Here is a 26,099-nt window from a genome sequence, read left to right as displayed (position 1 = left end):
CTAGGAAAGGGCTAGCCCTTTCCTAGACACCCAAATCAACACTTCGAACAAATCTATTTGAATACGAAGGTGATCATCTACCTTGAGAAGTTGAAAAGTCATTTACACAAAAATATTGACAGTACCTTAATTTTATTTACAATTGATAAAAACTAGATATTATGCTCCATTTTGAAAGTTTTTTCACAAACGTTTTCAAGGAAAAAGTGTGCGTTTTCACACCTCTCCTATCAATGGCCGTGAGCAAATGTCCCTACTCCCATATTTCATAAAACAGTTAGTTGACAGAATATTTCAATGTTCGCTAAGATTATACCGTAATCTTACAAATTATTTTTTACGAGGTGAAGACATGGTATTATCGAAAAAATCATTAAGAGTATTAGCTGGGCTCTCACTAGCAGCAACAGTAAGTTTTTCAGCGGGCGTACCAAGCGCACTAGCCGTTACACAACCTGAGGCAGATACTCCTCTACAGAAGGAAAATCTTCAGAAGTTAACGGTTCAAGGAGTAACAGAACTCTCAAATGGAGTCAAATTTGATCTTGGTTCATACGAAGGTTATATTCGTATATTTGACAAAGATCTTGTGAAAGTTTCTGTTGTAGAAAAAGGCGAAGAGGAATTCGAATCAAGAGGAATTGAGAAAAAAGAAAGTGAATGGAAACGTGTGCCATTTAGTGCAAACGGTAGCGCAGATGAATACACAATCAAAACAGATGAAATTACGGTTAAAATTAACTTAAAGCAATTCGGAGTGAAATTCCTTGATAAAGAAGGAAATGTCATTAACGAAGATTATTTAAACCAAGGTGCAACTTCAGGTTATGAAAATGGCAAGCCTTATGTGTTTAAGAAAACGAATGAAAACGAAGACTTTTATGGTTTTGGTGAGCAAACTGGATTAGAAGTCAATAAACGCGGGGATAGCATAGGTTTATGGAATACGGATGCTTATGCATACACTAAAGATACTAAGTATGTATATACATCTATTCCCTTTTTCATCGGATTAAAAGATAAAAAAGCATATGGAATTTTCTTTGATAATACACATCGTTCATACTACGAGATGGCAAGTGAGTCTGATGACTATTACTACTTCTATGCAAACGGCGGAAAATTAACATACTATTTTGCATATGGTCCGGAAATTGGTGATGTAATTGATCGTTATACTGAATTAACAGGTAAAATGGATATTCCAGCAAAATGGTCATTAGGGTTGCATCAAAGTAAGTGGGGATATACCGCGGATGAAATTCTGAATGTTGCAAAAACTTATCGAGAAAAGAATATCCCACTAGATACAATGCACTTTGATATTGATTATATGGATGGCTATCGAGTGTTTACATGGAACCAACAATATAAGGATGCATTAACGAAATTAAAAGAGATGGAAGGATTCCATGCAATTGCGATTAATGATCCAGCTGTTAAGCAAGATGAGAATTACAGCATTTATCAAGAAGGAACGAGTAAAGACTTCTGGGCGAAAAATCCAGATGGCTCGAACTACATTGGACCAGTATGGCCTGGTGATTCTGCTTTCCCTGATTTCTCTAAACAAGAGGTACGTGATTGGTGGGCTAAACATCATGATGTGCTATTAAATGCAGGAATTGATGGGATTTGGAATGATATGAATGAACCAGCTGTTTTCATTGATGATGACAGACATGCTCATACATTACCGCTAGATACGTATTTTGGATATGAAGACAACAAAATTCTTCATACTGAGTACCATAACTTATATGGCCATGATGAAGCAGAAGCTACTTATGATGCGTTTAAAATGCATAAACCAGGCACTCGTCCATTCGTTTTAACTCGTGATATGTATGCAGGTACACAACGCTATGCTGCATTATGGACAGGTGATAACGTTAGTAACTGGGAACACTTAGAAATGTCACTACCAATGAATATGAACGTTGGAATGTCAGGGGTCGCATTTGTAGGAAATGATATTGGTGGTTTTGCAGCTCGCCCAGATGCAGAATTATTCGCTCGATGGATTGAGGTAGGAGCATTCTTGCCGTTTTCTCGTATTCACTATGATAGTGATGAAAAAGCAGAAATTAAACAAGGTCAAGAACCATGGGCATTTGGTCCAGAAGTTGAGGCAATCAGTAAGAAATACATTGAAATGCGCTATAAATTATTACCATACTTATATAATCAATTTAAAGAAGCAGCAGATACTGGTAAACCGGTTCAACAACCGCTAGTCTACCAATTCCAAAATGATGAGAAAACAAATGATATAAGTGATCAGTACATGTTCGGTGATTCGATGATGCTAGCACCCGTTGTGAAACAAGGTCAAACTTCTCGTGAAGTTTATTTACCAAAAGACGTAAAGTGGACAGACTATTGGACTGGAAAAGAATATGAAGGCGGACAAACGATTACAGTTGATGCACCACTTGATCATATGCCAATCTTTGTGAAAAATGAGTCAATCATCCCAACACGTGAAGTACAGCAATATACAGATGAAAAGCCACTTACAAATCTAGTGCTTGACACATATTTAGAAGAAGAGGCAACATATTCATTCTATGAAGATGATGGTGCAACAGAAGACTACAAAACTGGTGAATATAACATTACAGAGTTCGAGGTAGAACAAAAACCAAACCATATTACATTTAAACAAAAACAAAAGGTTAAAAAATACTCTGACTCAAAGGTACAGCAATACACATTAAAATTAAACAATACAGAAAAACCTTCAAAAATCCAAGCAGGTAAAAATAAATACAAACCAGTTGGATCAATCGAAGAAACTCAAGGGAAACCAAACACATTCTTTTATGATGAAAATGCGAAAGTTCTTTATGTAAGTATCCCTGCTGATGAGAAGAAGAAAGTACAAATTCGTTAATCAAGATATAAGAGAGGGAAAGAAGGGACGAAAGAATCGTTCCTTCTTGTCAGCATTAATGGTCAATTTTATCTTTTCATTAAAATTATCGAAAAGGGGAATAAATTTACTTCAGGATTTATTGTAACAGCATTACTGACCATATCATTTATTCAACCTATTAATCAGGCATTGGCTAAACAAATAAAACCTGAGCAAGTCGAAAATGTCAGTGTCCAGAAAGAACAAAAACTATCTGAAATTAATGGTAGGGCTCAATGGGATAGAAGTTCACTATCATTTATTGATCAAAATGAAAATTGTTCCTGTATTTCTGCTACCATAAAAAATGGACAAGATTCAAGAGCCATGCAAGGTGAAGTAAAATATGAGGTCTACTGGTCTGCAAAAGGAAACCCTAAAAATAGTGAATTGGTTTATTCCGGAAGTGTTGCCCCTTTAAACCCTGGGGAAACGAAATAAGTTATGCTCTAGATCCAAATAAACCAGGAAATTATATTTTCAAAGCCTATCAACGTCCAGGACATCCTGGAAAAGGAGAATTATGGAGTGAATCCATAACTGTGAAAGAAAAGACAGATTATACAGATCTTCAGCGACCACTAGATCAACTTTTTCATTCTAGTGTTGAAAATGGAACAGCGACATTTACCATTCTAGAAGGTATGGACCCTGTTGTAATCAGCTTTTCGAGCTATGTATACCCTGAGGGAACATTACCTCAAGAAGATGGTAAACCTTATGAGGGTCAAAAAGTATATGATACGATCACGAATGTTTATGGGCCTGGAACATATACAATTACAATTGATATACCGGAAAATGGACTTTGGCAAGCGGATTTATACTTAGGGTGTGTGATTGAAGAGTTGTCAGAGAGCGGACATCCAATTGAAAAAATAATTGATGCCGATTATAGTTGGAAGAAATAAATATATCGCCTATTAACAACAAAACATAAACAAATATAGCATCCAAAAAAGGGACTAATTTGATCGTTAGTTCCCTTTAATAATAAGAAAGTTGTGTAAAAATGAGGAGTTAGATTTTATGTTATCAAAAAAAAAGTATCTATTAATTTTCTTATCTATTATTTTTTTATTATTAATAATAATAGGTTTGACGACGTACTCCAATTCATCTCCTAATCAAGACCACAAAGAGGATTCATCTGAAATTATACCAAAACATTCAAACATTATTAAAACAATTTCAACTGATAAAGCAGCCTATCATTATGATGACACGGTGAAATTTAATGCTCAATTGAAAAAAGGACTAACAGAAGGAATTCTAACCATTACATATTACCATTTAGATAACGTTATTTCGAAACTAGAAGTAAAAGTAGCGGAAAATAGTAAAGAAGTACACTGGGAATGGCAGCCGCCAAAAGAGGATTTTAAAGGGTATTTCGTCCATGTTCAGTATACATCTGATTCAATACAAGAGGATCATACGATTGCAGTTGATGTTTCAAGTGATTGGTCCCAATTTCCTCGCTACGGGTTTTTATCAAACTTTCAAGACCAATCTATGGAGAAAATGGATTCTGTCATTTCCCAACTGAACCGCTATCACATCAATGGTTTACAATTTTATGATTGGCATTTTAAGCATCATCAACCACTTAAAGTAGAAAACAATGGCGCAGCAGCAAATTGGGAGGATATTGCTAATCGTCCAATCTATCTCGAAACGATCAAAAATTATATTCAGCTTGCTCATGATCGCAACATGACAACGATGGCATATAACCTTTTGTATGGTGCTTTTTCTGAAGCAGAAAAGGATGGTGTGAATAAAGAATGGCGTTTATTTAAGGATCAACAGAAAAATGAACATGATTATCACCCACTACCAGATGAATGGAAAAGTGACGTATTTCTAGTAAACCCAGGAAATTCTGATTGGCAGAACTATCTCATTGACCAACAAAAACGTGTATATGAAGCTCTTCCATTCGATGGATGGCATATTGACCAGCTTGGTCCTAGAGGCGAGGTCTATGATTTTGATGGAAATCAGGTTGCAATCGATGAAACCTTTCTTCCGTTTTTACAACGTATAAAAAATGAAGCACAGGATAAACGTATTGTTATGAATGCGGTAAACCAGTACGGTCAAAAACAAATTGTAAGCTCGCCAATTGACTTTTTATATACAGAGGTATGGGATCATTTTAAATATTACGGTGATTTAAAACAAATTATTGATGAGAATAATTCCGATTCTAAGGGGACTAAAAATACAGTGTTAGCAGCATATATGAACTATGAATCTTCCAATCAAATTGGAGAATTTAATACGCCGGGTATTTTATTAGCTAACAGTGTCATCTTTGCATCGGGAGGTGCTCATTTAGAATTAGGGGAGCATATGCTTTCAAAAGAATATTTTCCTCATAATAACTTTAAAATGGATCAATCTTTGCAAAGTAGCCTTATTACCTATTATGATTTTTTAGTTGCCTATGAAAACTTGCTTCGTGATAACATGCATGAGGCTTCACTTGCGGTTCATTCACCTGATTGGGTTCTTTTCTCTTCTCAACCGGAACAAGGAAAAGTATGGAGCTTTGCAAAACAAAAAGCAAATAAAAAAGTTATACACTTTATTAACTTTGTAGATGCTACAACACTAGAGTGGCGTGATACAAATGCAAGTCAAGCACAGCCTCAAGATCGTCAAAAGTTAACTGTTGAGCTTGAAGAGACTAAAGCTATAAAAAAAGTTTGGCTTGCTTCACCGGATATTGAGAATGGTTTACCTAACTCACTTACTTTTAAACAGGAAAATGGGAAAGTAACATTTACCCTGCCGAGTCTAAAATACTGGGACATGGTTGTAGTGGAGTACGAATAATGTTTTTGGGGACAGTCCCAAAAAGTGGACTAAAGGTGTCATATCTTCCGATGAAAATATTTAAACAGGAAGATATGACACCTTTTTTTGTTCTTCAATGAAGAAACGGTATATAAGACACAAATTTTGTAATATAAGCGATTTAAAATGATAGCGCTTTCCTGGATAATGAAAATCATCAGCTATTCTTAAGAATGGGGAGGTTATTTCATTGAGTAAACACAATAGAAGCAAGAAAAAGAGTAGGGAAAGAAAGAAAGGGTTATTTTACAAGATCAGTGCTTTTTCTATTCTTTCTACGATGGCATTAACAACAGCACTAACAGGAACTGCTTCTGCACAGGACAGCCCATATACAAGGCAAGGGGCAGGACCGATGTATTTTATGACATATGAACATCAGTGGACGAAAAATACATTTATGCCTGAGAAACGGTTGAAGGAAAATATTGATTGGATGGCTAAAAACTTCCTACCTTACGGCTATGACATGGTTTCAACTGATGGTTGGATTGAAGGTGCAACTTTGCTTAATAAAAATGGCTATGTTGTAAGTCATAATGATAAATGGATGACCAATCCAATGAATATGGATGGGACGGAGGAAGAATTCGAGCTAGGAATCCTTCTAAATGGTGACTTTGAAGAGGGTGTTGACGTAGGGTGGAAAGTCGAAACAGATGCAATGTACGGAGTTGATGCAAATGATGCATATGAAGGCTCTAAATTATGGGTGTATGGACCGGAACCACATACTGCTAAGGTTTCTCAAACAATAGAAGGGCTTGAAAATGGAAATTATACTTTAACAGCGCGAGTGAAGTTTCCTAACGATGTTCAAAACTTTGTTGATGGAACAAGTACTGCAACTATGAAGCTGAAAAACTACTATACTACAGAAGAAAACGAACCAGCTCCTGAACAAGTTGTTGAATTAAATGACGGGCTGACAGATGAATATGGGAAAGCACGTTACGGGCTTTTCAAATTTAAAGCAGAGGTGACGAATGGACAGTTAACTGTTGAATTCAATATTGATGCAAAAGGAGATCACAGTTCTTTCCAGCTAGATAATGTTGAGCTATATAAGACAGGTGAAAAGCCGGAAGAGGACAACGAGGAAAATGAGCCGTTCCAATATCCATCTGAAAAATATCCGGATGGTCATACTTGGAAGTTCTGGGGAGCCTACTTAAAGGAAAAAGGAATGGACTTTGGCATTTACTACAATCCGTTATGGATTAGCCCTGAGGTTGTAAATAATCCTGATAAATATATTGTCATAGGAACTGAAAATAATCCTGGTGGACCGACATATGTCGTGGATTTGATTGATCAAGGTGATCCGGATGACCCGACAGATGGTGATCGATTCAACGGTGGTCAGGGGAATGAGCGTTCACTTTATTGGGTGGATGTGAATCATCCTGATGCAGAAAAATATATTAAGGGATACATTGACTTTTTTGCTGAACAGGGCGCTGATTTTCTGAGAGTTGATTTCCTGTCATGGTATGAAACAGGAACAGATGCTAATATAGGGACAGTCGGGCAAGCTCATGACAGAAAACTGTATGAAAAATCATTAAAGTGGATGTCAGAAGCATCTAAAGAAAACAATGTTCTCCTAAGTCTTGTCATGCCACATCTTATAAATCACGGTGAACTTGAACAAAAATATGGTGACATGATTCGTATTAATGAAGACACGTTTACAGGTGGCTGGGATCATATTAGCGGCAGACGTCAAGAGTGGAGACCAGGTTGGTCACAATGGGCAAATTCCTTCCAAGGCTTTACAGGCTTCTCTGATATCGGCGGCCGTTCGAGCATGATATTGGATGGTGACTTCCTTCGATTGAATACATTCACTGGTCTATATGCAGATCATGAAAAGAAAACAACTTTGTCATTGTATACACTTGCCGGCTCACCGATCGCTATTTCAGATCAGTATGATACGATTGGAGCTAACTATAAATACTATCAAAATCCTGAGCTCATTGAGTTTAATAAGGTGGGACTGGTTGGAAAACCAATTTATGAAAGCGCTAAACATTATGGGGAGTCTAATTCTAGCCGTGACAGCCAACGTTGGGTAGGTCAGCTTCCAGACGGTTCTTGGGTAGTTGGATTGTTTAATCGCAATGATGAGAGTAAATCGTTTAACTTTAATTTTAAAGAAGAGCTAGGAATTGAAAATGGCCATGTTCGTGATGTATGGGCCCATAAGGATTTAGGTATACAAACATCACATTCCGTTACACTTGAACCACATGATAGTGTTGTATTAAAAGTAATCCCGACAACGACTGAGAACGTATACGAAGCAGAAGCAGCTTCGTATAGTAAAGGAATAGAATTTGCTAATGAGCAAATTGGGCACGCTGGGTTTGGTTACTTAAATGGCATTAATGAGAAAGATGAAAGTGTAACATATGCGATTAGTGCACCAAAATCAGGCGTGTATAACTTAAAAATAGACTATTCTGCTAGTAAAGCAAGTGAGGCAATGATAGGAGTGAGGGAAGTAAGCACTGGTGAAAATACGAATTCAAAACAAGTGAAATTGAATCCAACCAATGGGAAATGGAAGGAAGCAAGAACAGAAATAGTCCTTCAAGAAGGAACCAATTTAGTACAAATTCAGAATGCTGCTGGTAACTTTAATCTGGATTCTATTACATTAGGTGAAGCAAAAGATCAAGAAAAACAATCGATTCTATTAAATGGAGATTTTAAAGCAGGCTTTGCCCACTGGAGCCGCAGTAATATGGTTAATCAGTCAATTGAAGATGGAGTTGTCCAAATTTCGAGAATGAATGAAAAAGCATTTGAATCCGATCTTTGGCAGTATGTTGTACCACAGGCTGGTACTTATGAATTAACAGCTAACATGAAACGAAGCGGTCAATTTAATGAAGCATTTCTTTATATTGAAAAAAATGGAACGATAGAAAAAGTAGAAGTTCCAGAGTCTGAAGATATGAAAAAAGTGATTATCCCTGATATAGAAGTATCTGAAGGGGATGTCTTGAAAATTGGCAATATCGCCAGTTCACAGTCTGACGGTAAGCTGACAATCGATAATATCGAGCTGAAATCAGCTTATCACAATCATTATTTCAACATAGAAAAAAATAGGAATAAAATTGAATTAACTCGTAAACAGGATAATCAAAATGAGGCAAAGCATTTTTCTCATCTAGTAAAGCTTCCAATACAAAAGATGCCTAGAAAAATACAAACAGAAAATAAAACATATAAAAAAGTAAACAGTTTTGAGGAAGTAAGAGAGAAAGTGGAAGTTTATTTCTATGATGAACAAAACAACGTATTTTTAAATATACCAACAAATGAAGAGAAGAAAATCCAAATAAAGTTCTAGCTTAGTAGAGCAGTGAAACTGATTTCGTTTCATTGCTCTACTTTTCATTTCCCTTAATCAGAGAATCATTTTACATTCATCAGGTAAAATGTTGGACCAAGATTGTTATTGAGTCTAAATAATCGTAAAATTGAGATAAATGAAGTGTAGGACAAATATTAATGAGGGTATAAGCGATGATTTATAAACTATTAAAAAAACGTTTTGCAACAAAGGTCATTGTTGTCATTCTAATTGTTTGTTTAATCCCAACTGTTTCTACTAGTTTCTTTTTTTATTATGCTGCATCAAATATTGTAAAAGAAAATGTTAGGGAATCCTCTTTACAAATTGCCAGGCAAGCCGCAGATTCTCTGAACTATATTATTTCAACAGGCAGCGATATGTCTAATCTTATTTATAGTAATGAACGAATCCAGGAAATTGTTAAGCAAAATTCCAATGAAAATCTACCAATATCTGAATTTGAAGCAAATCAAGAGTATATAACCTCATTTTTAAATTCCAATATTTATTCTAGTTCATTTGTAAGGATTATTTATATCTTAAAGGATGAGGGAGTTAGCTGGGGTAGCGGGACATTTTCTCCATATAAATTATCACAAGTCAACCTTCAAGAGCTTAGCTGGGTAAAAGATTCTGTTCAAAAAGACGGAGAATTGGTATGGCAAGGGCTTCAATATGATAAATTTACCGGAGCAGGAGAAAATACTGAGCTTGTATTATCGATCAGCAGAGTAATGAAAGACTTCAATAATCTTGAAAATATTGCATATATACAAGTTTGCTTAGATGGAAATGCCATCCTTGATAAAATCAATCAATTAAAGTTAGGAAAAACAGGACGTTTTTTTGTTGTCGATGACACAGGTATGATTATGATTGATAGTAATTTGCAGAATATTAATAACCCAGTTCAAAACAAAGCGTTACGTAAGCATATCTTAAGTGATGAACTAGAATTTCAATATAAAGAAGATATTCCTTATTATGGGGTTAAACAGGAAATGGCAAATGGTTGGTCCATTGTAGGTGTGGTACCAATCAGCGAAATTACAGGTGAATTGACGACTATTCAAAGGATCACTATCTTAGCTTCAATCTTATTTGGAATTCTGTCAATCTTTATTGGCATATTAATAGCTAAACGAGTTACAGAGCCAGTTAACGTCTTAACACGTCAAATGAAATTAGTCGGAAAAGGAAACTTTAATGTACGAACAAATGTTAAATCAATTGATGAAATTGGCATGATGAGCATCCAGTTTAATCGGATGATCAACCAGGTTGAACAACTGGTAAAACAGGTAAAGGAAGAACAGTTTCAAAAACAAGAAGCTGAGTTACGGGCAATTAAACATCGAATTAACCCTCATTTTCTATTCAATACATTAAGTACGATCCGATGGTTAGTTAAATTCAACCAAACAGAGCGTACAAATGCTGCTTTATCAGCATTATCCAGTCTGTTGGAAGCAAACATGGGGAAAACAGGAACGTTCGTAACGATTAACGAAGAACTTGAAATTGTTAAGAAGTTCATGGTGATTCTACAAATTCGGTACGAACAAAATTTCATTTTGAAAACGCAGTTTGAAAGAGGAGTGGAAGATTTTCTTATTCCAAGAATGATTATACAGCCCATTGTCGAAAACGCTATTTTTCATGGTATTGTACCTACAGATAAAAAAGGGACCATTTCTATTATTGGACGAAACATCACAGACGGAGTAGAAATAGAAATTCGAGACAATGGAATAGGATTTGAAATAGATGCCTTAAAAAAGCTCCAACAAGCAACGAATCGTACAAATTCATTTGTTGGAATCGGGTTAAGGCATGTCTATGATTCTGTGAAACTCTATTTTCATAAAGACTCAAAAGTGGAACTTGAAAGTAGTCAAGAAGGCACAATTGTGAGACTTATATTGAGGTCGAAAACTAGAGGTGGAGATCATGTATAAAGTTATGATTGTTGATGATGAACCGATTATTAGATTTGGATTAAAGTCCTCCATTAACTGGGAACAAGAAAACCTTTTTTTAATTGGTGATTTTTCTAATGGAAAGCAAGCGTTAGAAGCAATAGAGGCTGTGGACCAAGTTGATATCCTTATTACGGATATTAAAATGCCGGTAATGGATGGTCTAACATTAATGAAAAAAGCGCTAAAGATAAATCCAATGTTAAAGGTCGTATTAGTAAGCAGTTATAATGAATTTGATTACGCACGGGAAGGTCTGACTCATGGTGCAATGGATTATATATTAAAACCGACTCTTGAACCGGAATCGTTTTGCAAGACCATTCAAAAATGCGTAAAAAAAATTGTTGAAGAACAAACGATTAAGAAAAAGTTAGATTCTGTAGAACGGACAAATCATTTTCGGGAAAGAAAAAAAATTGAGCAGGAAGTAAAGCGGGTTTTGCTTCAAAAACATAGAGAAACCAATATTGGTCATTTAGTTGATATATTTCAAACTCCTTTTATTGTGGTTTGTTTAAAAATGAAGCAAATTGACAAGGTAGAAGAAGAATATGGCTTTTTATTTAAAAGTCTTATTTTCGAAGAAATCCAAGAACGCTTTTATAAGTATAGAGAAGAGGGGATTAGTATTCAAATAGGGGAAAGTGAACTTTTATTCTTTATTAATAATACATGTAATCCACTTACGGACATTCATAGGTTAAAAGAGAAAGTTGAAAAAGAAGCAAAAGTCAGCTTTTCTTTTGGATATGAAGTTGTAACAGACTGTAAAGACCTAGTTACTGGATATGAACGAAGCATTTTAGCAAGTCAAAGGCATTTTTTTTATCAACATACCAATATTTTTGTTTATAAACATCCTGTGGAAGAATTCGTTCATCCTTTAAGCCTGCAGGAATTGAAAGAACTTCTTACTAATATTGATGTAGAGAACGTTCCTATCTTCCTGGATGAGAGGCTCAAACAATGGCGAAGTGAACAAATGACACCTACTGACATTAAGAAAGAGGCATGTGACATTTTAACAACACTATTTATGGAGCGGATAGAGTACTCATTTTTAATTGATCGATGCTCAGAAATTGAAAGATCCGAGTCACTGAATGATCTGAATGAATATCTCTTAAAGGGATTCGAAGCATGTGACCAATATATTACAGACCAGAAAATGAAGTCAAATACAGATAATGAGTTAATAGATAAAGCCCTTGATTTTATTCATAAACATTATACACAGGAATTGACGCTTCAACATGTTGCCGATCATATTCATATAAGCAGAAATTATTTCAGTATCTTGTTCAAACGATTTCTAGGGCAAAACTTTATTGATTATGTAATTGACCTTCGAATAAAAAAAGCTAGAGAACTATTGGTTCATACTTCTCTAAAAGTTTATGAAGTAGCAGGGAATGCTGGTTTTAATGATGTGAAATACTTTAGCAAGCTGTTTAAAAAAGTAACAGGCTCATCCCCAGGAGATTTTAGAATGCAGCATCAAAAGTAAGAAAGAGGAAGGGAATGCAAAATGCGTCAATTCCAATTAATTTTATGGTTTGCCTTATTGGGCGTTATGATCGGTTGCACAAATCAAACCATTATTGATGAACGCAGCCCTGCCAAAATAGCAGAAGATCAAGTGAATGAAAAAATTGAAATTTGGCATACGTATAGTGAACAGGAAACAAAGATATTTGAAAATGAAGTGATTCCATTATTTGAACAAGAACATCCTGAAATCGATGTAAAGCCTGTCCGTCAAGCATATAATAAACAATTAATGTCATCTCTTATTAGCAGAGCATCCGTTAATAGCACCCCGGATATTATAAGAATGGATATTACATGGATGCCTAAATTTGCTGACCTGAAACTTTTATATCCTGTTAGTAGATTTGATGATTTTGATGAATTAAAGAATCGTTTTTATGATGCACCGTTAAAATCAAATGTATTTGAAGGACGTTATTATGGTTTGCCATTAAATACAAATACAAAGGTTGCTATTTATAACCGACAAGTATTAAGGGATATTGGCTTGAAAACTCCACCTGGAAAAATGGAAGAATTCATTCAGATTGTTGAAGAGAATAACTTAAAGATCGGCATGCTAAATGTTCATACATGGGGAAGTTTGCCTTATTTTTATGGACTCGGTGGTAAATTAACAGATCCAAACTATACAAGAGCAACTGGTTATTTAGATAGTGAGGGTAGTATTAAAGCCGTTAAAAAGCTTGTTGAATTATATCGAAATTCTAATCTTCCAAAACAGATTGTGAGCGGTTATCCTGAGACATGGCAAAATATTCGAAGCGGCAATTATTTTATGATAGATGAAGGCCCTTGGTTTTATAGTGTTCAACCCAATGATGAGCTGGCCTTGATTAATAAACAAACAATTTCAGCTCCTTTTCCCGGTAATGGAGAATCTTCTTCGATTTTAGGTGGGGAAAATATTGTGATGACAAAGGGTACAAAACACCGTGAAGCTGCATGGACCTTTATGAAATGGATGACAACAGAAACACCTCAAAAGCTATTATTACAAGCAGGCTTGTTGCCGACAAACCGCCATGTTCCATTTTCAGGAATCCTTGATAAGTATCCTTATTATAAAAGCTATATTGCGAGCATAGATCAAGCCCATTTAAGGCCACAACTCCCCGAGTGGGAACAGATAAATGAAATCTATACAAACTATTTGAGGCAAATATTCTATGAACAAGTCAGTGTTGAAGGAGGTTTAAAAAAAGCCGCAATGGAAATAGATAAATTACTCGCTCTTGATGGGTAAGAAGGTTAATCATATTACTTCAGACGTGAATTCAAATGGGGATTCACACCTGAAGTTCCTCTTTTATATCCTCAAGCAAAAAGTAAATGTTTTCCAAGTGATGAAAAGTTTCTTTAGGAAAGTTGAAAATAAAAATGTATGCTTAAACAAAAGCCCCAACGTAATACTTTAGTGTTTTATAAGAAAGTTAGACGTAAGAATTGCAGAAAAAGAACAGGCAAAAAAAGTATTTGAAGAATCAAAGGTTCCTGTAAGTGGTTCAGGTGATACTGCGACTGAAGTAATTACACTTAAAGCTGGTTGGGCAATTTTTGAAGGTTCTCATACTGGTGGGGCCAACTTTGCAGTACATCTTCAAGATGAAACTGGAAATGACATGGAACTATTAGTTAATACGATATGAAATTACAAAGGGAAAACAGTTGCTGTGATTCCTGCTGATGGTAATTATTATCTAAACGTCACCGCAGGTGGAAAATGGAATTTTAGCATCTATCAAACTCCTCGACTTGATATTGCTGAAGCCCCTACGACTTTAGAAGGCACTGGTGATGATGTCGTATTTTTCAATACTACAAGTGGCAATCATAAGTTTACCTTTAATCTCTGGATCAAGTAACTTTGCAGTCTTGCTAAATGGTTCTGATTTAATGGTAAATGAAATTGGAGCGTATCAAGGTTCGCAAAGGTACTCACTGTCAACGGATGGATATTATGGACTAGTTATTACTGCAGATGGAAAATGGTCTGTTAAAATTGAAAAATAATAAAAAGGGTTAGAGTCGCATAAAAGCACTCTAACCCTTTTATTTATTAAGGTTGTTTTCGCAAAGATTGTTGCTTTTACATACGATTTTAACTTCATAGTGAAATATAGCTCCAGACACCCGACTCCTGCGGGAAGTAGAGGAAAGGCTGAGAACCCTGCAGGCGAAGACGAGAAGGCTCAGCTTCCTCCCCGGTGCATCGTGTGTCTGGAGCGCAATGGAACGAAACTAATTTTCACCTATAGCACTGAATTAAAAACAACAAAGTATGCAAAAACAGCCTTTACTAAACATTCAAATGGAGTTTCTTTCAGGGGCTCGAAAATGGATGCATATTTTGTCATTCGTCTCTTCTAATAAGAGTGTATAATAAAATGAGAACTATATTCACTTAACTGATTGTCTCTTATGGGGAGGGATGAATGTGAAATCTGTAGAACTATATCGAACACTTATTGTCGATGATGAAAACTTAATAAGACAAGGGATAAAGCATTATATTAACTGGGAGAAGGAAGGTTTTCAAGTAATCGGTGAAGCATCAAATGGACAAGAAGCACTTGAATTAATTGAGCGGACAAACCCGCATATTATATTAACTGATATTGTGATGCCAATAATGGATGGGGAAGAACTGACAAGAATTGTGAAGGCAAAATATCCTCATATTCAAATCATTATTCTGAGCAGTTTTGCAGAATTTGATTATGTTCGATCAACTTTCCAGCATGGTGTTGTTGACTATATTTTAAAGCCAAAGCTCGATGCTGAAGGTCTACTAAAGGTATTAAAAACAGCTGTAAGCAAGATACCGGTTTCACAGAAATCTATAAAGAACAAGGATTGCTCTATTTCAGTTACTTACTTAATGGATCGGTTACTTTCAGGCTATCAGGATACATCTGATCCCAATTTGATTTCAGAAGTTTTTCCGCATTCTACTTTTTATTTATTGGCAGTAGATTTTCCTACTAAAGGAGATGAATATTTTAAAGATAAGCTTATCTCCGTCTTTAATGATCAACTGAAAGATGCTGTGCATTACAGTTTTCATGGTGAACCACATGTCATTGTGTTTCTTATCAACATAAATGATAAAGAGCTTATTAAAGTTCTAGATCTTTCTAAACAGTTAGCGAATAGTGAGAATGAAGCTTGTTTTGCCATAAGCAAAGGTTTTAATGATTTTTATGAGGTGGGTAACGTGTATAAAAATGAGATAAAGCCCATGCTGAATTATCGTTTTTATTTTCCGGAAGAAAACGTATTGTATCAAGAAACAATGCCGACTGAGGCTGTTAAAATCCCCTCGTTTAATTTGGACTGGTTTACAAATGAATTTAAGCATGAGCGCTTTGAAATTGTCTTTGATTATTTACAGAAATATATAACAGAGTTTTTGACTTTTTTTACAACGGACGTGTTTGAATATAAATCTTTCCATGAAAACATTATATTTACGATAACGGTTCTCCTCAACAATATGGGTTATGATGTAAATGAATTGGAGAATGAAAAATTTAAGTATTTTAATTCAATCGATGAAGCGGGTTCAGCAGGTGAGGTTGTGGAACTTATGCATCAATTCCTTTCAGAAGTCAAAAAAGCCATTCACGAAAAAAACCATCATTCATCTAAGTCAAATATGAAAATGATGTTGGAATATATCCAGAATCATTATGCAGAACCACTTACCCTTACCGATGTAGCAAACCATTTTCATTTTAACCCTACGTATTTATCAAGCTATTTTGCATCTAATAATCGCGAAGGATTTAATGAATATTTAAATAAAGTACGAATTGAGGAAGCAACAAAGCTATTAATCCATGATACGATGCCGATTGCAGAGATAAGTGGTATGAGTAAAATGTTTGTGGGAGAATAAATATCCTTTTTGTCTAGTTGGGGGACGCGTCCCCCAACTAGACAAAAAGGCCACCAAGCGAGAGCGCGGTAGCTGGAAAAAATGAAGCATTAAAAAAGAGAGCTTCCTTTTGTAAAGTAGAATTTGACTAGAAAACTACGAAAAGGAGAGGCTCTCATGAATCAATGTAACACAAAAATGCCATCATTAAAAGAATTGGAAAAAACTTTATTTCGAACACTACAAATGACGTTTCAAGAAATTCTTGTTCAAACATTAGAAAATTGGGATCAAGAGATTGCTCAGCAACGAGACAAAAGAAGATTTGCTTTACGAGATAAGCGAGAAATACGAGTAGATACAGCGTTTGGAGCTGTGGAGCTGAAGCGTAATTATTATTTCGATCGTGTGACCAAAAAATATATTTGTCTATTAGATCACTATTTACAGTTTCAGGGGAATAAGGGATTTAGTCCGCTACTAGAAGAATGGGGGCTAGAACTAGCGACAAATGGCTCCTCCTATCGAAAGGCGGTGGAAACGTTCGAACAATTTTTAGGCTATTCGGCGATGAGCCACGAAGCATTACGGCAACATCTTCTTCAAACAAGCGTACTTCCCGCTAAGGAAAAACGCCCTTTTCAAAAGGTATTGTTTGTAGAAGTAGATGGATTATATGTGAAGAGTCAAGAAAAGAAAAAGCGTGGATGGGAGTTGAAATTCGCCGCTGTACACGAGGGATGGAAAGAAAACGGAAAGCGAATCAGGCTCCGAAATAAAAGGCATTTTCTTTATGAAGGAAAAGAACCCTTTTGGGAAGCCTTTGAAACGTTCTTACAGAATCATTATGCGTATGATCCTACCCAAACCTTGCTTATTATTAATGGTGATGGAGCAGGCTGGATAACGGCATGTCGGGAGTATTTTCGGGAACGCGCCTTTTTCACCATGGACCGTTTTCATGTCGCTCGTTCGATGAAGCAACTAATGAAGAGCCATCCTCGATACCGCTACATGAAAAGAGCGTTAAGAAACTACCAGGTAGAAACATTACTTCTAGAGTTGAATAGCGCAGTAGGAACAATGGATACACCAGAAAAAGAAGAAAAACTAGAGCATTTCCTTGCCTTTTTAACGCATCATCAGGAAACCATAAAAGATTACCGTAGTTGGTTACAGGAAAAAGGTGTGGACACGACAGCGTATCGTCCAATGGGAAGTGCAGAGGCGATGATGAATCAATTAGCCAAACGATTAAAAAATGGAAGAGCATGGAGCAAAAAAGGGGTCATGAGCATGGCGCGCTTGTGGATTGGATTGAAGGATGACCTATCCATCCAAACGATATATGGGAAATGGGAAAAAGCCACGGAAAAATCAAAGAAAGAGCATCGAGCGAAAAGAAAAATACCCACAAAATTAGTAACAGAAACCGTGCGTCAGAACATGCCATACTTAAATCAAGCGATTGGAAAACCTGTTCACTTTGCCTTACAGGGATTAAAAGGTTTTTAAAAAATGAGAGAATCAACAGTTGGAAGAACAAAACCAATTGGAAAGCGGATACAAACTTAGAGGTTTTACTTTATAAAAAAGGGAGCTAAAAAAACTCCCACAAAAACTTGACTCAATCAGAGGAAGGTCGACTTACTGTGGTACCTCGAGTCCATCGGACAGTCTGACACCAACGATCAAGGTGCACCAACAATTGTCGCTCTCTTTGAGAAGCACGCATGGGAGATTAACCCTATTCTGGTTGTTGCACCAGCCTCCATAATTAGTGGCCGTAGAAAGGATGCTTTTTTATGCAAGTAGTTGTGGAACGTGCATGTGGGTTAGATGTTCATAAGAACAGTATAACCGCATGTGTAGTTACTCCAGAGGGAAAGGAGATTAAAACCTTTTCTACTATGACTGTATTTTTATTAGAACTAGTAGACTGGGTGAAGGAACATGGATGCACACAAGTGGCGATGGAAAGTACTGGGGTATACTGGAAGCCAATTGTCAATTTATTAGAATTGGAGGAAATCGGTTATTTAGTTGTCAATGCCCAACATATCAAAGCAGTTCCTGGAAGAAAGACAGATGTAAAAGATGCCGAGTGGATCTGTGAATTACTCCGACATGGATTACTAAAAGGTAGCTATATTCCAAATAGAGATCAACGAGAATTAAGAGAACTTGTTAGATATCGCCGAAGTATGGTGGAGGAACGAGCACGACAACATAATCGAATCCAAAAAGTACTGGAAGGTGCCAATATTAAATTAGGATCCGTTGTTTCCGATATTTTTGGAGTATCAAGCCGAGAAATGCTTCAATCGATCGCTGATGGCGAAGACAACGTGGAGATATTAGCTAATTCAGCTAGAGGAAAGTTAAAAGAGAAAAGACAGGAACTAGAACTTTCCCTTCAAGGAAGAATAACTGCCCATCAACGTATGATGTTAAAGTCGATTTTAAGCCATATAGATTTTTTGACAAAACATATTGAAATGATTGATGAGGAGATCGAATCTAGATTAGAACCATCCAAGGAAGATATAGAAAGATTAGATTCTATTCCAGGGATTGCCATTCCTACTGCCCAACAGATTTTAGCTGAAATCGGAAATAAAGTGGGGGAACAGTTTCCAACTGCAGCTCATTTATGTTCATGGGCGGGAGTTGTACCAGGGCACAATGAAAGTGCGGGTAAAAAGAAATCATCTAAGACGAAAAAAGGGAATAAATACTTACGGTCAGCATTGATAGAGGCGGCTCATTCGGTTGCAAGATCAAAAACCTATCTCGGTGCGCTTTATAGAAGAATTTGTGCGAGAAAAGGAAGAAAGAGAGCTGGAATGGCTGTTGCCCATGCGATGTTGAGAATTGCCTATTACCTCTTAACCCGTAAGGAATATTATGTTGATCTTGGAGAAGATCATTTTGATAAACAAAAACAACAGTCAATTGTTAGTTATTCCGTAAAAAGGTTAGAGAAACTTGGCTACCAAGTAATCATCTCAAAAGTATCTTAAGCAAACGGACCATTCATAAATTGGAATATGCGCTCTCTTTCAAAAAACACGAATGAGCTGCGTCGTATTTAGTATTGCCAAATTTCCAAGATGACAACAGTTTATTTTCATGGGAGTAAGACTCCCCCCTCAAGCATATGAGAATACGAGGAAGCTAGGTGGGAGATCAACTGTCCGTAAAGGTCCGATTGGTTCAACTAACCATCAGTGGGGGAGGAAGGAAACCCCCACTGATGGAAGTTTCACTTTATGTGTCATAATCACATTTGTTTCCGCAGCCTTTAAAATTTCCTCTACACCTGGAAAAGGCCTCACTTCACTAACAACAATTCCTTTATTCATCTGCTTAATCTCATTTCGTTGCTCTTCTGTTAAGTGAAAATACTCAATTGCATGGGAGAAAGAAACTTTCAACTCTTTATAAATAGCTGCCTTATCCACCTTTTCTTCCAATACTGTATAAAGAATATCTGTATAAGCAGGATATGTATCAAATAACGTACCATCAAAATCCCAAAGAATATTCAAATTTTACTCCTCCATAAATACTGTTTTCTTACATGGTAATATACTTATTTTGGAAAGTCTATTGGGAGATTGCTAGAGGAGGAGTTAGGGGGTGAAGATGAACACCAAAAAGCAGAAGAGGCAGGAGAAAAGTAGTGTTCATCAAGTGAATGAAAGCCAAAAGTAGAGGAGGCAGGAGAAAAGTGGCGTTCATCAAGTGGATGAACGCCAAAAAGCAAAGGAGATAGGAGAAAAGTGGTTTTCATCAAGTGGATGAAAACCAAAAAGCAAAGGAGATAAGAGAAAAGTGGCGTTCATTAAGTGGATGAAAACCGAAAAGTAGAGGAAGCAGGAGAAAAGTGGTGTTCATCGAGTGGATGAAAGCCAAAAAGCAGAGGAGGCAGTAGAAAGGTGGCGTTCATTAAGTGGATGAACGCCAAAAAGTTGAGAAAGCAGGAGAAAAGTGGTGTTCATCGAGTGGATGAAAGCCAAAAAGCAGAGGAGGCAGTAGAAAGGTGGCGTTCATCAAGTGGATGAAAGCCAAAAAGCAGAGGAAACAGGAGAAAAGTGGTGTTCATCGCTTAGATGAACGCCAAAAAGCAGAGAATCAAACGAAAAAGTAGCGTTCATCCCGCACAGATTCCTCCCAGCTTACTACCATCAAAACAAACAAAATCTCCCTAAACATTGACGGTTAACCAAAAAAAGTTTATTATTTAACTGACATAAATAATATTTGTTTGTAAAATAACAAACATATAAACGAGGTGTTTGTTTTATGGAGATTTCATCTTATTTTCAAAATGCAACGATTGATGAATTAAAAAAGGGCTATATCGATGAACAGGATTCCTATCTTTGTCTTTTATGTGGGGAGCAGATAGAGAAAGGTATTATCTATCCACAAGATGGAACATTATATGAAGCGGAAAAGTTCATGCAGCGCCACATAAAAGATGCTCATCAATCTGTTTTTCATTATTTACTTAGCTTAGATAAAAAGATGACAGGATTAACGGAGCATCAGACTAAATTGCTGGAGCTATTTTATCATGGGAAAAGTGATGAAGAAGTGAAAAAAGCGCTGGCAATTGGCAGTGCTTCAACCATTCGGCATCATCGCTTTGCTCTTAAGGAAAAGGAAAGGCAAGCGAGAAATTTTCTGGCGATTATGGAGTTAATGAAGGAAAAGGATAATCATGCGCCTAGCTTTGTTCCTGTTCATAAAACAGCCACAATGGTAGACGATAGATACAATATTACGGAAGAAGAACAGGAAAGCATAACAGCTAAATATTTCAAGGATGGGGTTTTGAGTAAATTTCCAATCAAGCAAAAGCAAAAATTAATTGTTCTCCGTGAAATATCCAAGTATTTAGAAGAGCAAGAGAGCTATTCCGAAAAGGAATTAAATCAGCTTTTAAAGACTATTTATGATGATTATGTTCTGATAAGAAGATATTTAATTGAATACGGATTTCTTGATCGCAAAGCAGATGGAAGCCTTTATTGGTTAAAAAAATAGGCTTTTTCTAAAAGAATCTTGTTTTTTCAATAGAAAATTAATTATTCAAGCTGTGGGGAACAGCAACAACCTTTACGAGAACACAAAAAAATAATAGAAAGGTGATAGACATAACATGGACCGCAAAAAAGAGCTAAAACAACAGTATAGAGAAATTCCGATTGAAGCTGGTATTTATACGATAACAAATAGTAAGAACGGGAAAATTTGTGTCGTTAGCACGAGAAATTTTAAAACAATTAATGGAGTGAAATTTTCACTGGAAAATGGCGGATATGCCAACAAGAAATTAGTGGAAGAGTGGAAGGAATACGGGAAGGACGCATTTTCATTTGAGATTGTAGAAGTGCTAAAGCCGAAAGACGATCCTTATTATAATGAAAAAGAAGAGCTAGCAAAGTTGGAGGAAAAGTGGTTGGAGAAATTACAGCCATTTGGTGAAAGAGGCTACAATAATAAGAAATAGGATGGAGATGTCTGAATAGGACATCTTTATTTCATATCCGCAATTAATAGAAAATACTTTCATTTTTCGTCCCTACTTGGTATCTTACTTAATAAGATTAGTATATTAGAGAGAATTTTTTTAATAGTAAAAAAGGGGATATGGCGATGATCCGAGAGATGAAGGAAACAGATTTAGGAGAGGTACTAGAGATTTATAATGATGCCATTTTACATACAACGGCTGTTTATGATTATCGTGCACATTCCTTAGCAGACAGAAAAGGATGGTTTAACCAGAAAACAGAGGGAGGGTATCCCCTTTTTGTTTTTGAGGAAGATGGCAAAGTGCTTGGGTTTGCTACATATGGTCCATTTCGGGCTTGGCCAGCTTACAAGTATTCGATTGAGCATTCTGTATATGTCCATAAAGAGGCAAGGAAAAAAGGGATTGGCACAAAGCTATTAAAAGCCCTAATCGAACGTGCTGAAGAAGAGAGCTATGCGACATTAATTGCGGGAATCGATAGTACGAATAAAGGAAGTATTCTCATCCATGAGAAACTAGGATTTACTTATTCAGGCACGATTAAAAAAGCAGGCTATAAATTTGAGAAATGGCTAGATTTGGCTTTTTATCAGCTAGAATTAAAGGGTCCAGAATCCCCAGTAGAAGGATAAGGAGGAATAATAAGGATGGCAAAACCAGCAATTACGGATTATCCAGAACATTATAGAGGCTATGTAGGTCTAGTTCCAGAAGGAGACATAATCGAAATTATTGGTTCTCAGCTAGACGAAACAATTGCTTATGTGAAGGCGAATGAAGAGAGAAGGGATTTTCGCTATGCAGAGGGGAAGTGGTCCCTTATAGAAGTGATTGGTCATCTTATGGACACGGAAAGAATTCAGGCTTATCGTTTATTACGGATTGCTAGGGGAGATAAAACGCCGTTAGCTGGATATGATGATGAAAGCTATGTGGAGAAAGCTAATTTTTCCTCCAGAACAATAGACGACCTTCTCCAAGAATTTAAAGCTGTTCGCTCGTCTACTGTTGCCTTGATAAAAGGTCTTTCAGAAGATGCCTGGGAAAAGAGAGGATTTGCTAATAAGGGAGAATTTACAGTGAATGCCCTTGCCTATATTATTGCAGGCCATGAACGCCATCATTTGAAATTAATTAAAGAAAGATATACGCTCTAGCATATAGGGAGATTCCTGAGAGGGAGTCTTTTTTTGTCGTTCTTCGGAAAAAAGGGGGAATTAAATAGACAAAAGGAAAAAGATTTGTGTCGATTATATTAACTATATTGGATAGTTAACTGCATTAAAACAGTGCAACAACTGTCCCTTTAATTTTTATGGAAAAATAAAATTGAGTCAAATTGTCGGAAATTTACGTGCTATAATAAAAGGAAATTAAACTTATATAGAAAGTTGGGGGTTTTTAATGGCTGTATATACTCCTCAGACAAGGTTTCATCCAGAGATTGCTCTTACAAATCTCTCCGATATGACTAGTGGCGCACACATCATGTACATAACAAGTAACAAAGACACATACATAACAAATGCTGCGTCCTTCATAAAAGCCGGTCTGCTTTTGGAGCAAAAAGTTGTTTTAGTAGATCAGAAGAAAATATGGCCACTAATAATCAAAAAGTTGGAAGAAAACGGATTAGAAAAGGAAAAGATTAATCAGATTCATTTCATAGATAGTGAGGAAGTCTATTTTAGAAGTGAAAATCTTCCATTAGCAAGTATTATAGAAACAATTAGTGGCTCAATTCCCGATTATTTTTTTAATAAGGATATAACGATGCGGTTTTGGGGGAAAGCCCCAAGTCTCTTTAAACAAGACAAAATCATAGATAACTTGCTTCAATATGAGAATGAAGTGGATGAATACATAAGAGATTATCAAAATTATGCTGTATGTGCCTATGATGGGACAGAATTATCTGCAAGCAATTATATCCATTTAAAAAACGCCCATCCATATGTAATGACAGATACGGAATTCGCATTATCTAATGCTTATAAAAAAGAAATCAAGCCTCCATCCCCCGTACGGAATGGCAAATATGAGGAAACTATTGCCAATCTTCAGCTAGCACAAACCTACTATTCCCGACTAGTAGAAGACATGCTAGACGCGGTCTTCATTACTTCCAACAATATTATTATGTATGCAAATAAAGCAGCTACAAAACTATTAGAAACAGAAGACCTTGTTGGAAAATCAGCATATGAGATTATGGAACCAGATTTCCTAGAAAAGTATTTAGAAAAGGAAGAGCTTATTTTGGGGGGAGAAATAGCAACACCTTACGAGATGGAGCTTATTACCTCTCAAGGCAAAGTAGTAGAGGTGGAAATTCTAGCATATCCATTTCTCTTCGAAGATTTAAGCTCGACAATTATTATAATTGCCCGAGATATAAGGGTCAGAAAAGAAAATCAGCAGCTTCAGATTAAAAATGAAAAACTAGGAATCGCTGGTCAATTAGCAGCAAGTATCGCACATGAAATTAGAAATCCCCTTACTGCTATTAAAGGATTTCTAAAGCTCGCATACCAAGGAGCAATGAAATTAAAAGATATTTATCCAATCCTTGATATTGAAATTAATCGGATTGAAACAATAGCGAGCGAGTTAATGTTTCTAGGAAAACCAGCTAAGTCGGAAATTAAAAAAATAAGCATAGGAAAGATTCTACTAGATGTCTATACTTTAATGCAATCGCAAGCCAATTTAAATAATGTCGCCATTAATTTAGATACATATGATGAAAATTTGACTGCCTTATGTAATGTGGATCAGATAAAACAGGTTTTTATCAATCTGGTCAAAAATGCAATTGAAGCAATGGATAATGGCGGAATTATTAATATAGAAGCAAAAGTGGATGAAAGATGGATTGTCGTTACGATTAAAGACAATGGCAAAGGGATTCCCAATGAAATAAAAAATAAGCTTGGGGAACCTTTTTATACGACAAAAGAAAAAGGAACAGGACTAGGATTAGTTATCTGCTATAACATCATTGCAGAACATAAAGGCAAAATAAATTTCGTGTCAGAAGATGGAGTTGGCACAACCTTCACGATTCGACTGCCTTTAGCCAATTAAATTAATTTTTTGCATGTTTAAAATCACCTCTATAGTGAAAGAATTCGTAATAGAGGAGGTTAGACAATGAAAAGTAGACATGTTACTATCGCTTCTATTTTTACCTTAGTGCTATTATTTTATGGCTGTTCATCAGCTGAAGAAAATAGTGACAAAGAATCAAGTCAAACCGAGCAGCATGAACACCAAGAAACTGGCTCTCCAGAAATCCCTGAAGGTTTAGAGCCTGCAGCGGATCCGAAATATAAGGAAGGTAGTCAAGTAATCTTAAAGGCCAATCATATGGAAGGGATGGACGGAGCGGAAGCGACCGTATTAAATGCTTTCGATACTATCGCCTATCAAGTGACCTATACTCCGACGACAGGCGGAGAACCGGTCAAGAATCATAAATGGGTCATCCAGGATGAAATAAAGGATGCGGGAAGTGAAATGCTTGAAAAGGGAACAGAGGTTACCCTAGAAGCAGATCATATGGAAGGCATGAAAGGCGCAAAAGCAACTATTGAATCCGCTGAGAACACAACCGTGTACATGGTAGACTACCAACCAACAACAGGCGGTGAGATGATAACCAATCACAAATGGGTTACAGAAGAAGAAGTTTTTGCTGAATAATGTTGTAAAAAAAGGGTTGTAATTACAGCTCTTTTTTTATATGCTTGAATAAAGTTTTCCGAACATTCAATCTTTATTAACGGGAGTATATTTGACAAAATATTGTAAAAAATGATAAATTAAATAAAAATACATAATAAAACTATTTTCAACCTGAAATATTCATAGCACTTTAAAAGATGCACGTTTTTCTAAAATGCAGGTGAGAGTTTTCTATCTTTTTATAAGATTGAACATTTTCTAACCTTTAAAATCTAATTAATTTATTTCCCATTGGA

The 26,099-nt window shown here is 36.1% G+C and carries 20 protein-coding genes; 19 read left to right on the top strand and 1 reads right to left on the bottom strand.

The genetic code is table 11. The features are described from left to right. The first annotated feature begins 352 nt into the window (after window positions 1-352). The 12 genes from QQZ16_RS17300 to QQZ16_RS17245 all read left to right on the top strand — a co-directional run bounded on the left by QQZ16_RS17300 (window position 353) and on the right by QQZ16_RS17245 (window position 19,591). Window positions 353-2,896, top strand: a complete 2,544-nt coding sequence (locus QQZ16_RS17300) for a glycoside hydrolase family 31 protein (protein WP_031539438.1) — start codon at window positions 353-355, stop codon at window positions 2,894-2,896. Between the two features lie 171 nt (window positions 2,897-3,067). After that, entirely contained in the window at window positions 3,068-3,358 is a 291-nt protein-coding gene (locus QQZ16_RS17295; RefSeq protein ID WP_031539437.1) for a hypothetical protein, read from the top strand. Between the two features lie 101 nt (window positions 3,359-3,459). Next, window positions 3,460-3,828: a hypothetical protein gene (locus tag QQZ16_RS17290; RefSeq protein WP_031539436.1), complete on the top strand. Its 369-nt coding sequence runs from the start codon at window positions 3,460-3,462 to the stop codon at window positions 3,826-3,828. Window positions 3,829-3,946: 118 nt separating this feature from the next. Continuing rightward, window positions 3,947-5,761 carry a glycoside hydrolase family 66 protein gene (locus QQZ16_RS17285; protein WP_031539434.1) on the top strand — a complete coding sequence of 605 codons (1,815 nt, stop codon included), beginning with the start codon at window positions 3,947-3,949 and terminating at the stop codon, window positions 5,759-5,761. Between the two features lie 211 nt (window positions 5,762-5,972). Next, window positions 5,973-9,149, top strand: a complete 3,177-nt coding sequence (locus QQZ16_RS17280; protein WP_284561545.1) for a CBM35 domain-containing protein — start codon at window positions 5,973-5,975, stop codon at window positions 9,147-9,149. Between the two features lie 176 nt (window positions 9,150-9,325). Continuing rightward, a complete protein-coding gene (locus QQZ16_RS17275; RefSeq protein WP_102228180.1) occupies window positions 9,326-11,113 on the top strand; it encodes a cache domain-containing sensor histidine kinase in 1,788 nt (595 codons plus the stop codon). Then, on the top strand, window positions 11,106-12,644 hold the full coding sequence (locus QQZ16_RS17270) for a response regulator transcription factor (protein ID WP_031539428.1): 1,539 nt from the start codon (window positions 11,106-11,108) through the stop codon (window positions 12,642-12,644). Before QQZ16_RS17275 ends, QQZ16_RS17270 begins: the two co-directional genes overlap by 8 nt. A gap of 21 nt (window positions 12,645-12,665) precedes the next feature. After that, window positions 12,666-13,934, top strand: a complete 1,269-nt coding sequence (locus tag QQZ16_RS17265; RefSeq protein ID WP_284561544.1) for an extracellular solute-binding protein — start codon at window positions 12,666-12,668, stop codon at window positions 13,932-13,934. A gap of 578 nt (window positions 13,935-14,512) precedes the next feature. Then, complete coding sequence (locus QQZ16_RS17260; protein ID WP_180967783.1) at window positions 14,513-14,701, top strand: hypothetical protein; 189 nt, start codon at window positions 14,513-14,515, stop codon at window positions 14,699-14,701. A gap of 424 nt (window positions 14,702-15,125) precedes the next feature. Then, window positions 15,126-16,589 (top strand): response regulator, encoded by a 1,464-nt coding sequence (locus QQZ16_RS17255; RefSeq protein WP_048718474.1) that lies wholly within the window; start codon window positions 15,126-15,128, stop codon window positions 16,587-16,589. A 156-nt stretch (window positions 16,590-16,745) separates the two neighbouring features. Continuing rightward, window positions 16,746-18,083, top strand: coding sequence for an ISLre2 family transposase (locus QQZ16_RS17250; RefSeq protein WP_284561543.1), 1,338 nt, complete (start codon window positions 16,746-16,748; stop codon window positions 18,081-18,083). A gap of 290 nt (window positions 18,084-18,373) precedes the next feature. Then, window positions 18,374-19,591 carry an IS110 family transposase gene (locus tag QQZ16_RS17245; protein ID WP_235252491.1) on the top strand — a complete coding sequence of 406 codons (1,218 nt, stop codon included), beginning with the start codon at window positions 18,374-18,376 and terminating at the stop codon, window positions 19,589-19,591. 204 nt (window positions 19,592-19,795) lie between these two features. Here QQZ16_RS17245 and QQZ16_RS17240 read toward each other — a convergent pair whose 3' ends face one another. Next, window positions 19,796-20,119 carry an HAD hydrolase-like protein gene (locus QQZ16_RS17240; protein WP_031540318.1) on the bottom strand — a complete coding sequence of 108 codons (324 nt, stop codon included), beginning with the start codon at window positions 20,117-20,119 and terminating at the stop codon, window positions 19,796-19,798. A 390-nt stretch (window positions 20,120-20,509) separates the two neighbouring features. Between QQZ16_RS17240 and QQZ16_RS17235 the strand changes: the two genes are divergently transcribed. The 7 genes from QQZ16_RS17235 (at window position 20,510) to QQZ16_RS17205 (ending at window position 25,821) form a co-directional block, all read left to right on the top strand. Beyond that, a complete protein-coding gene (locus QQZ16_RS17235; protein WP_275044150.1) occupies window positions 20,510-20,635 on the top strand; it encodes a hypothetical protein in 126 nt (41 codons plus the stop codon). A 241-nt stretch (window positions 20,636-20,876) separates the two neighbouring features. Continuing rightward, window positions 20,877-21,623 carry a DUF2087 domain-containing protein gene (locus QQZ16_RS17230; RefSeq protein WP_031539494.1) on the top strand — a complete coding sequence of 249 codons (747 nt, stop codon included), beginning with the start codon at window positions 20,877-20,879 and terminating at the stop codon, window positions 21,621-21,623. Window positions 21,624-21,738: 115 nt separating this feature from the next. After that, complete coding sequence (locus QQZ16_RS17225) at window positions 21,739-22,089, top strand: GIY-YIG nuclease family protein (protein ID WP_016203358.1); 351 nt, start codon at window positions 21,739-21,741, stop codon at window positions 22,087-22,089. Between the two features lie 146 nt (window positions 22,090-22,235). Further along, window positions 22,236-22,748: a GNAT family N-acetyltransferase gene (locus QQZ16_RS17220; RefSeq protein ID WP_031539496.1), complete on the top strand. Its 513-nt coding sequence runs from the start codon at window positions 22,236-22,238 to the stop codon at window positions 22,746-22,748. Between the two features lie 15 nt (window positions 22,749-22,763). Beyond that, the gene (locus tag QQZ16_RS17215) at window positions 22,764-23,273 is read left to right on the top strand and encodes a DinB family protein (RefSeq protein ID WP_031539498.1); all 510 of its coding nucleotides are present in this window, start codon (window positions 22,764-22,766) and stop codon (window positions 23,271-23,273) included. 247 nt (window positions 23,274-23,520) lie between these two features. Then, complete coding sequence (locus tag QQZ16_RS17210; protein ID WP_235252494.1) at window positions 23,521-25,203, top strand: ATP-binding protein; 1,683 nt, start codon at window positions 23,521-23,523, stop codon at window positions 25,201-25,203. 66 nt (window positions 25,204-25,269) lie between these two features. Continuing rightward, window positions 25,270-25,821: a YdhK family protein gene (locus tag QQZ16_RS17205; RefSeq protein WP_235252496.1), complete on the top strand. Its 552-nt coding sequence runs from the start codon at window positions 25,270-25,272 to the stop codon at window positions 25,819-25,821. Window positions 25,822-26,099 lie beyond the last annotated feature (278 nt).

The sequence above is a fragment of the Bacillus sp. T2.9-1 genome (genome assembly GCF_950097965.1).
GTDB lineage: Bacteria > Bacillota > Bacilli > Bacillales > Cytobacillaceae > Niallia > Niallia hominis.
The sequence above is the reverse complement of the archived record's forward strand: the minus strand, read 5'-3'. Positions and strand labels throughout refer to the sequence as shown.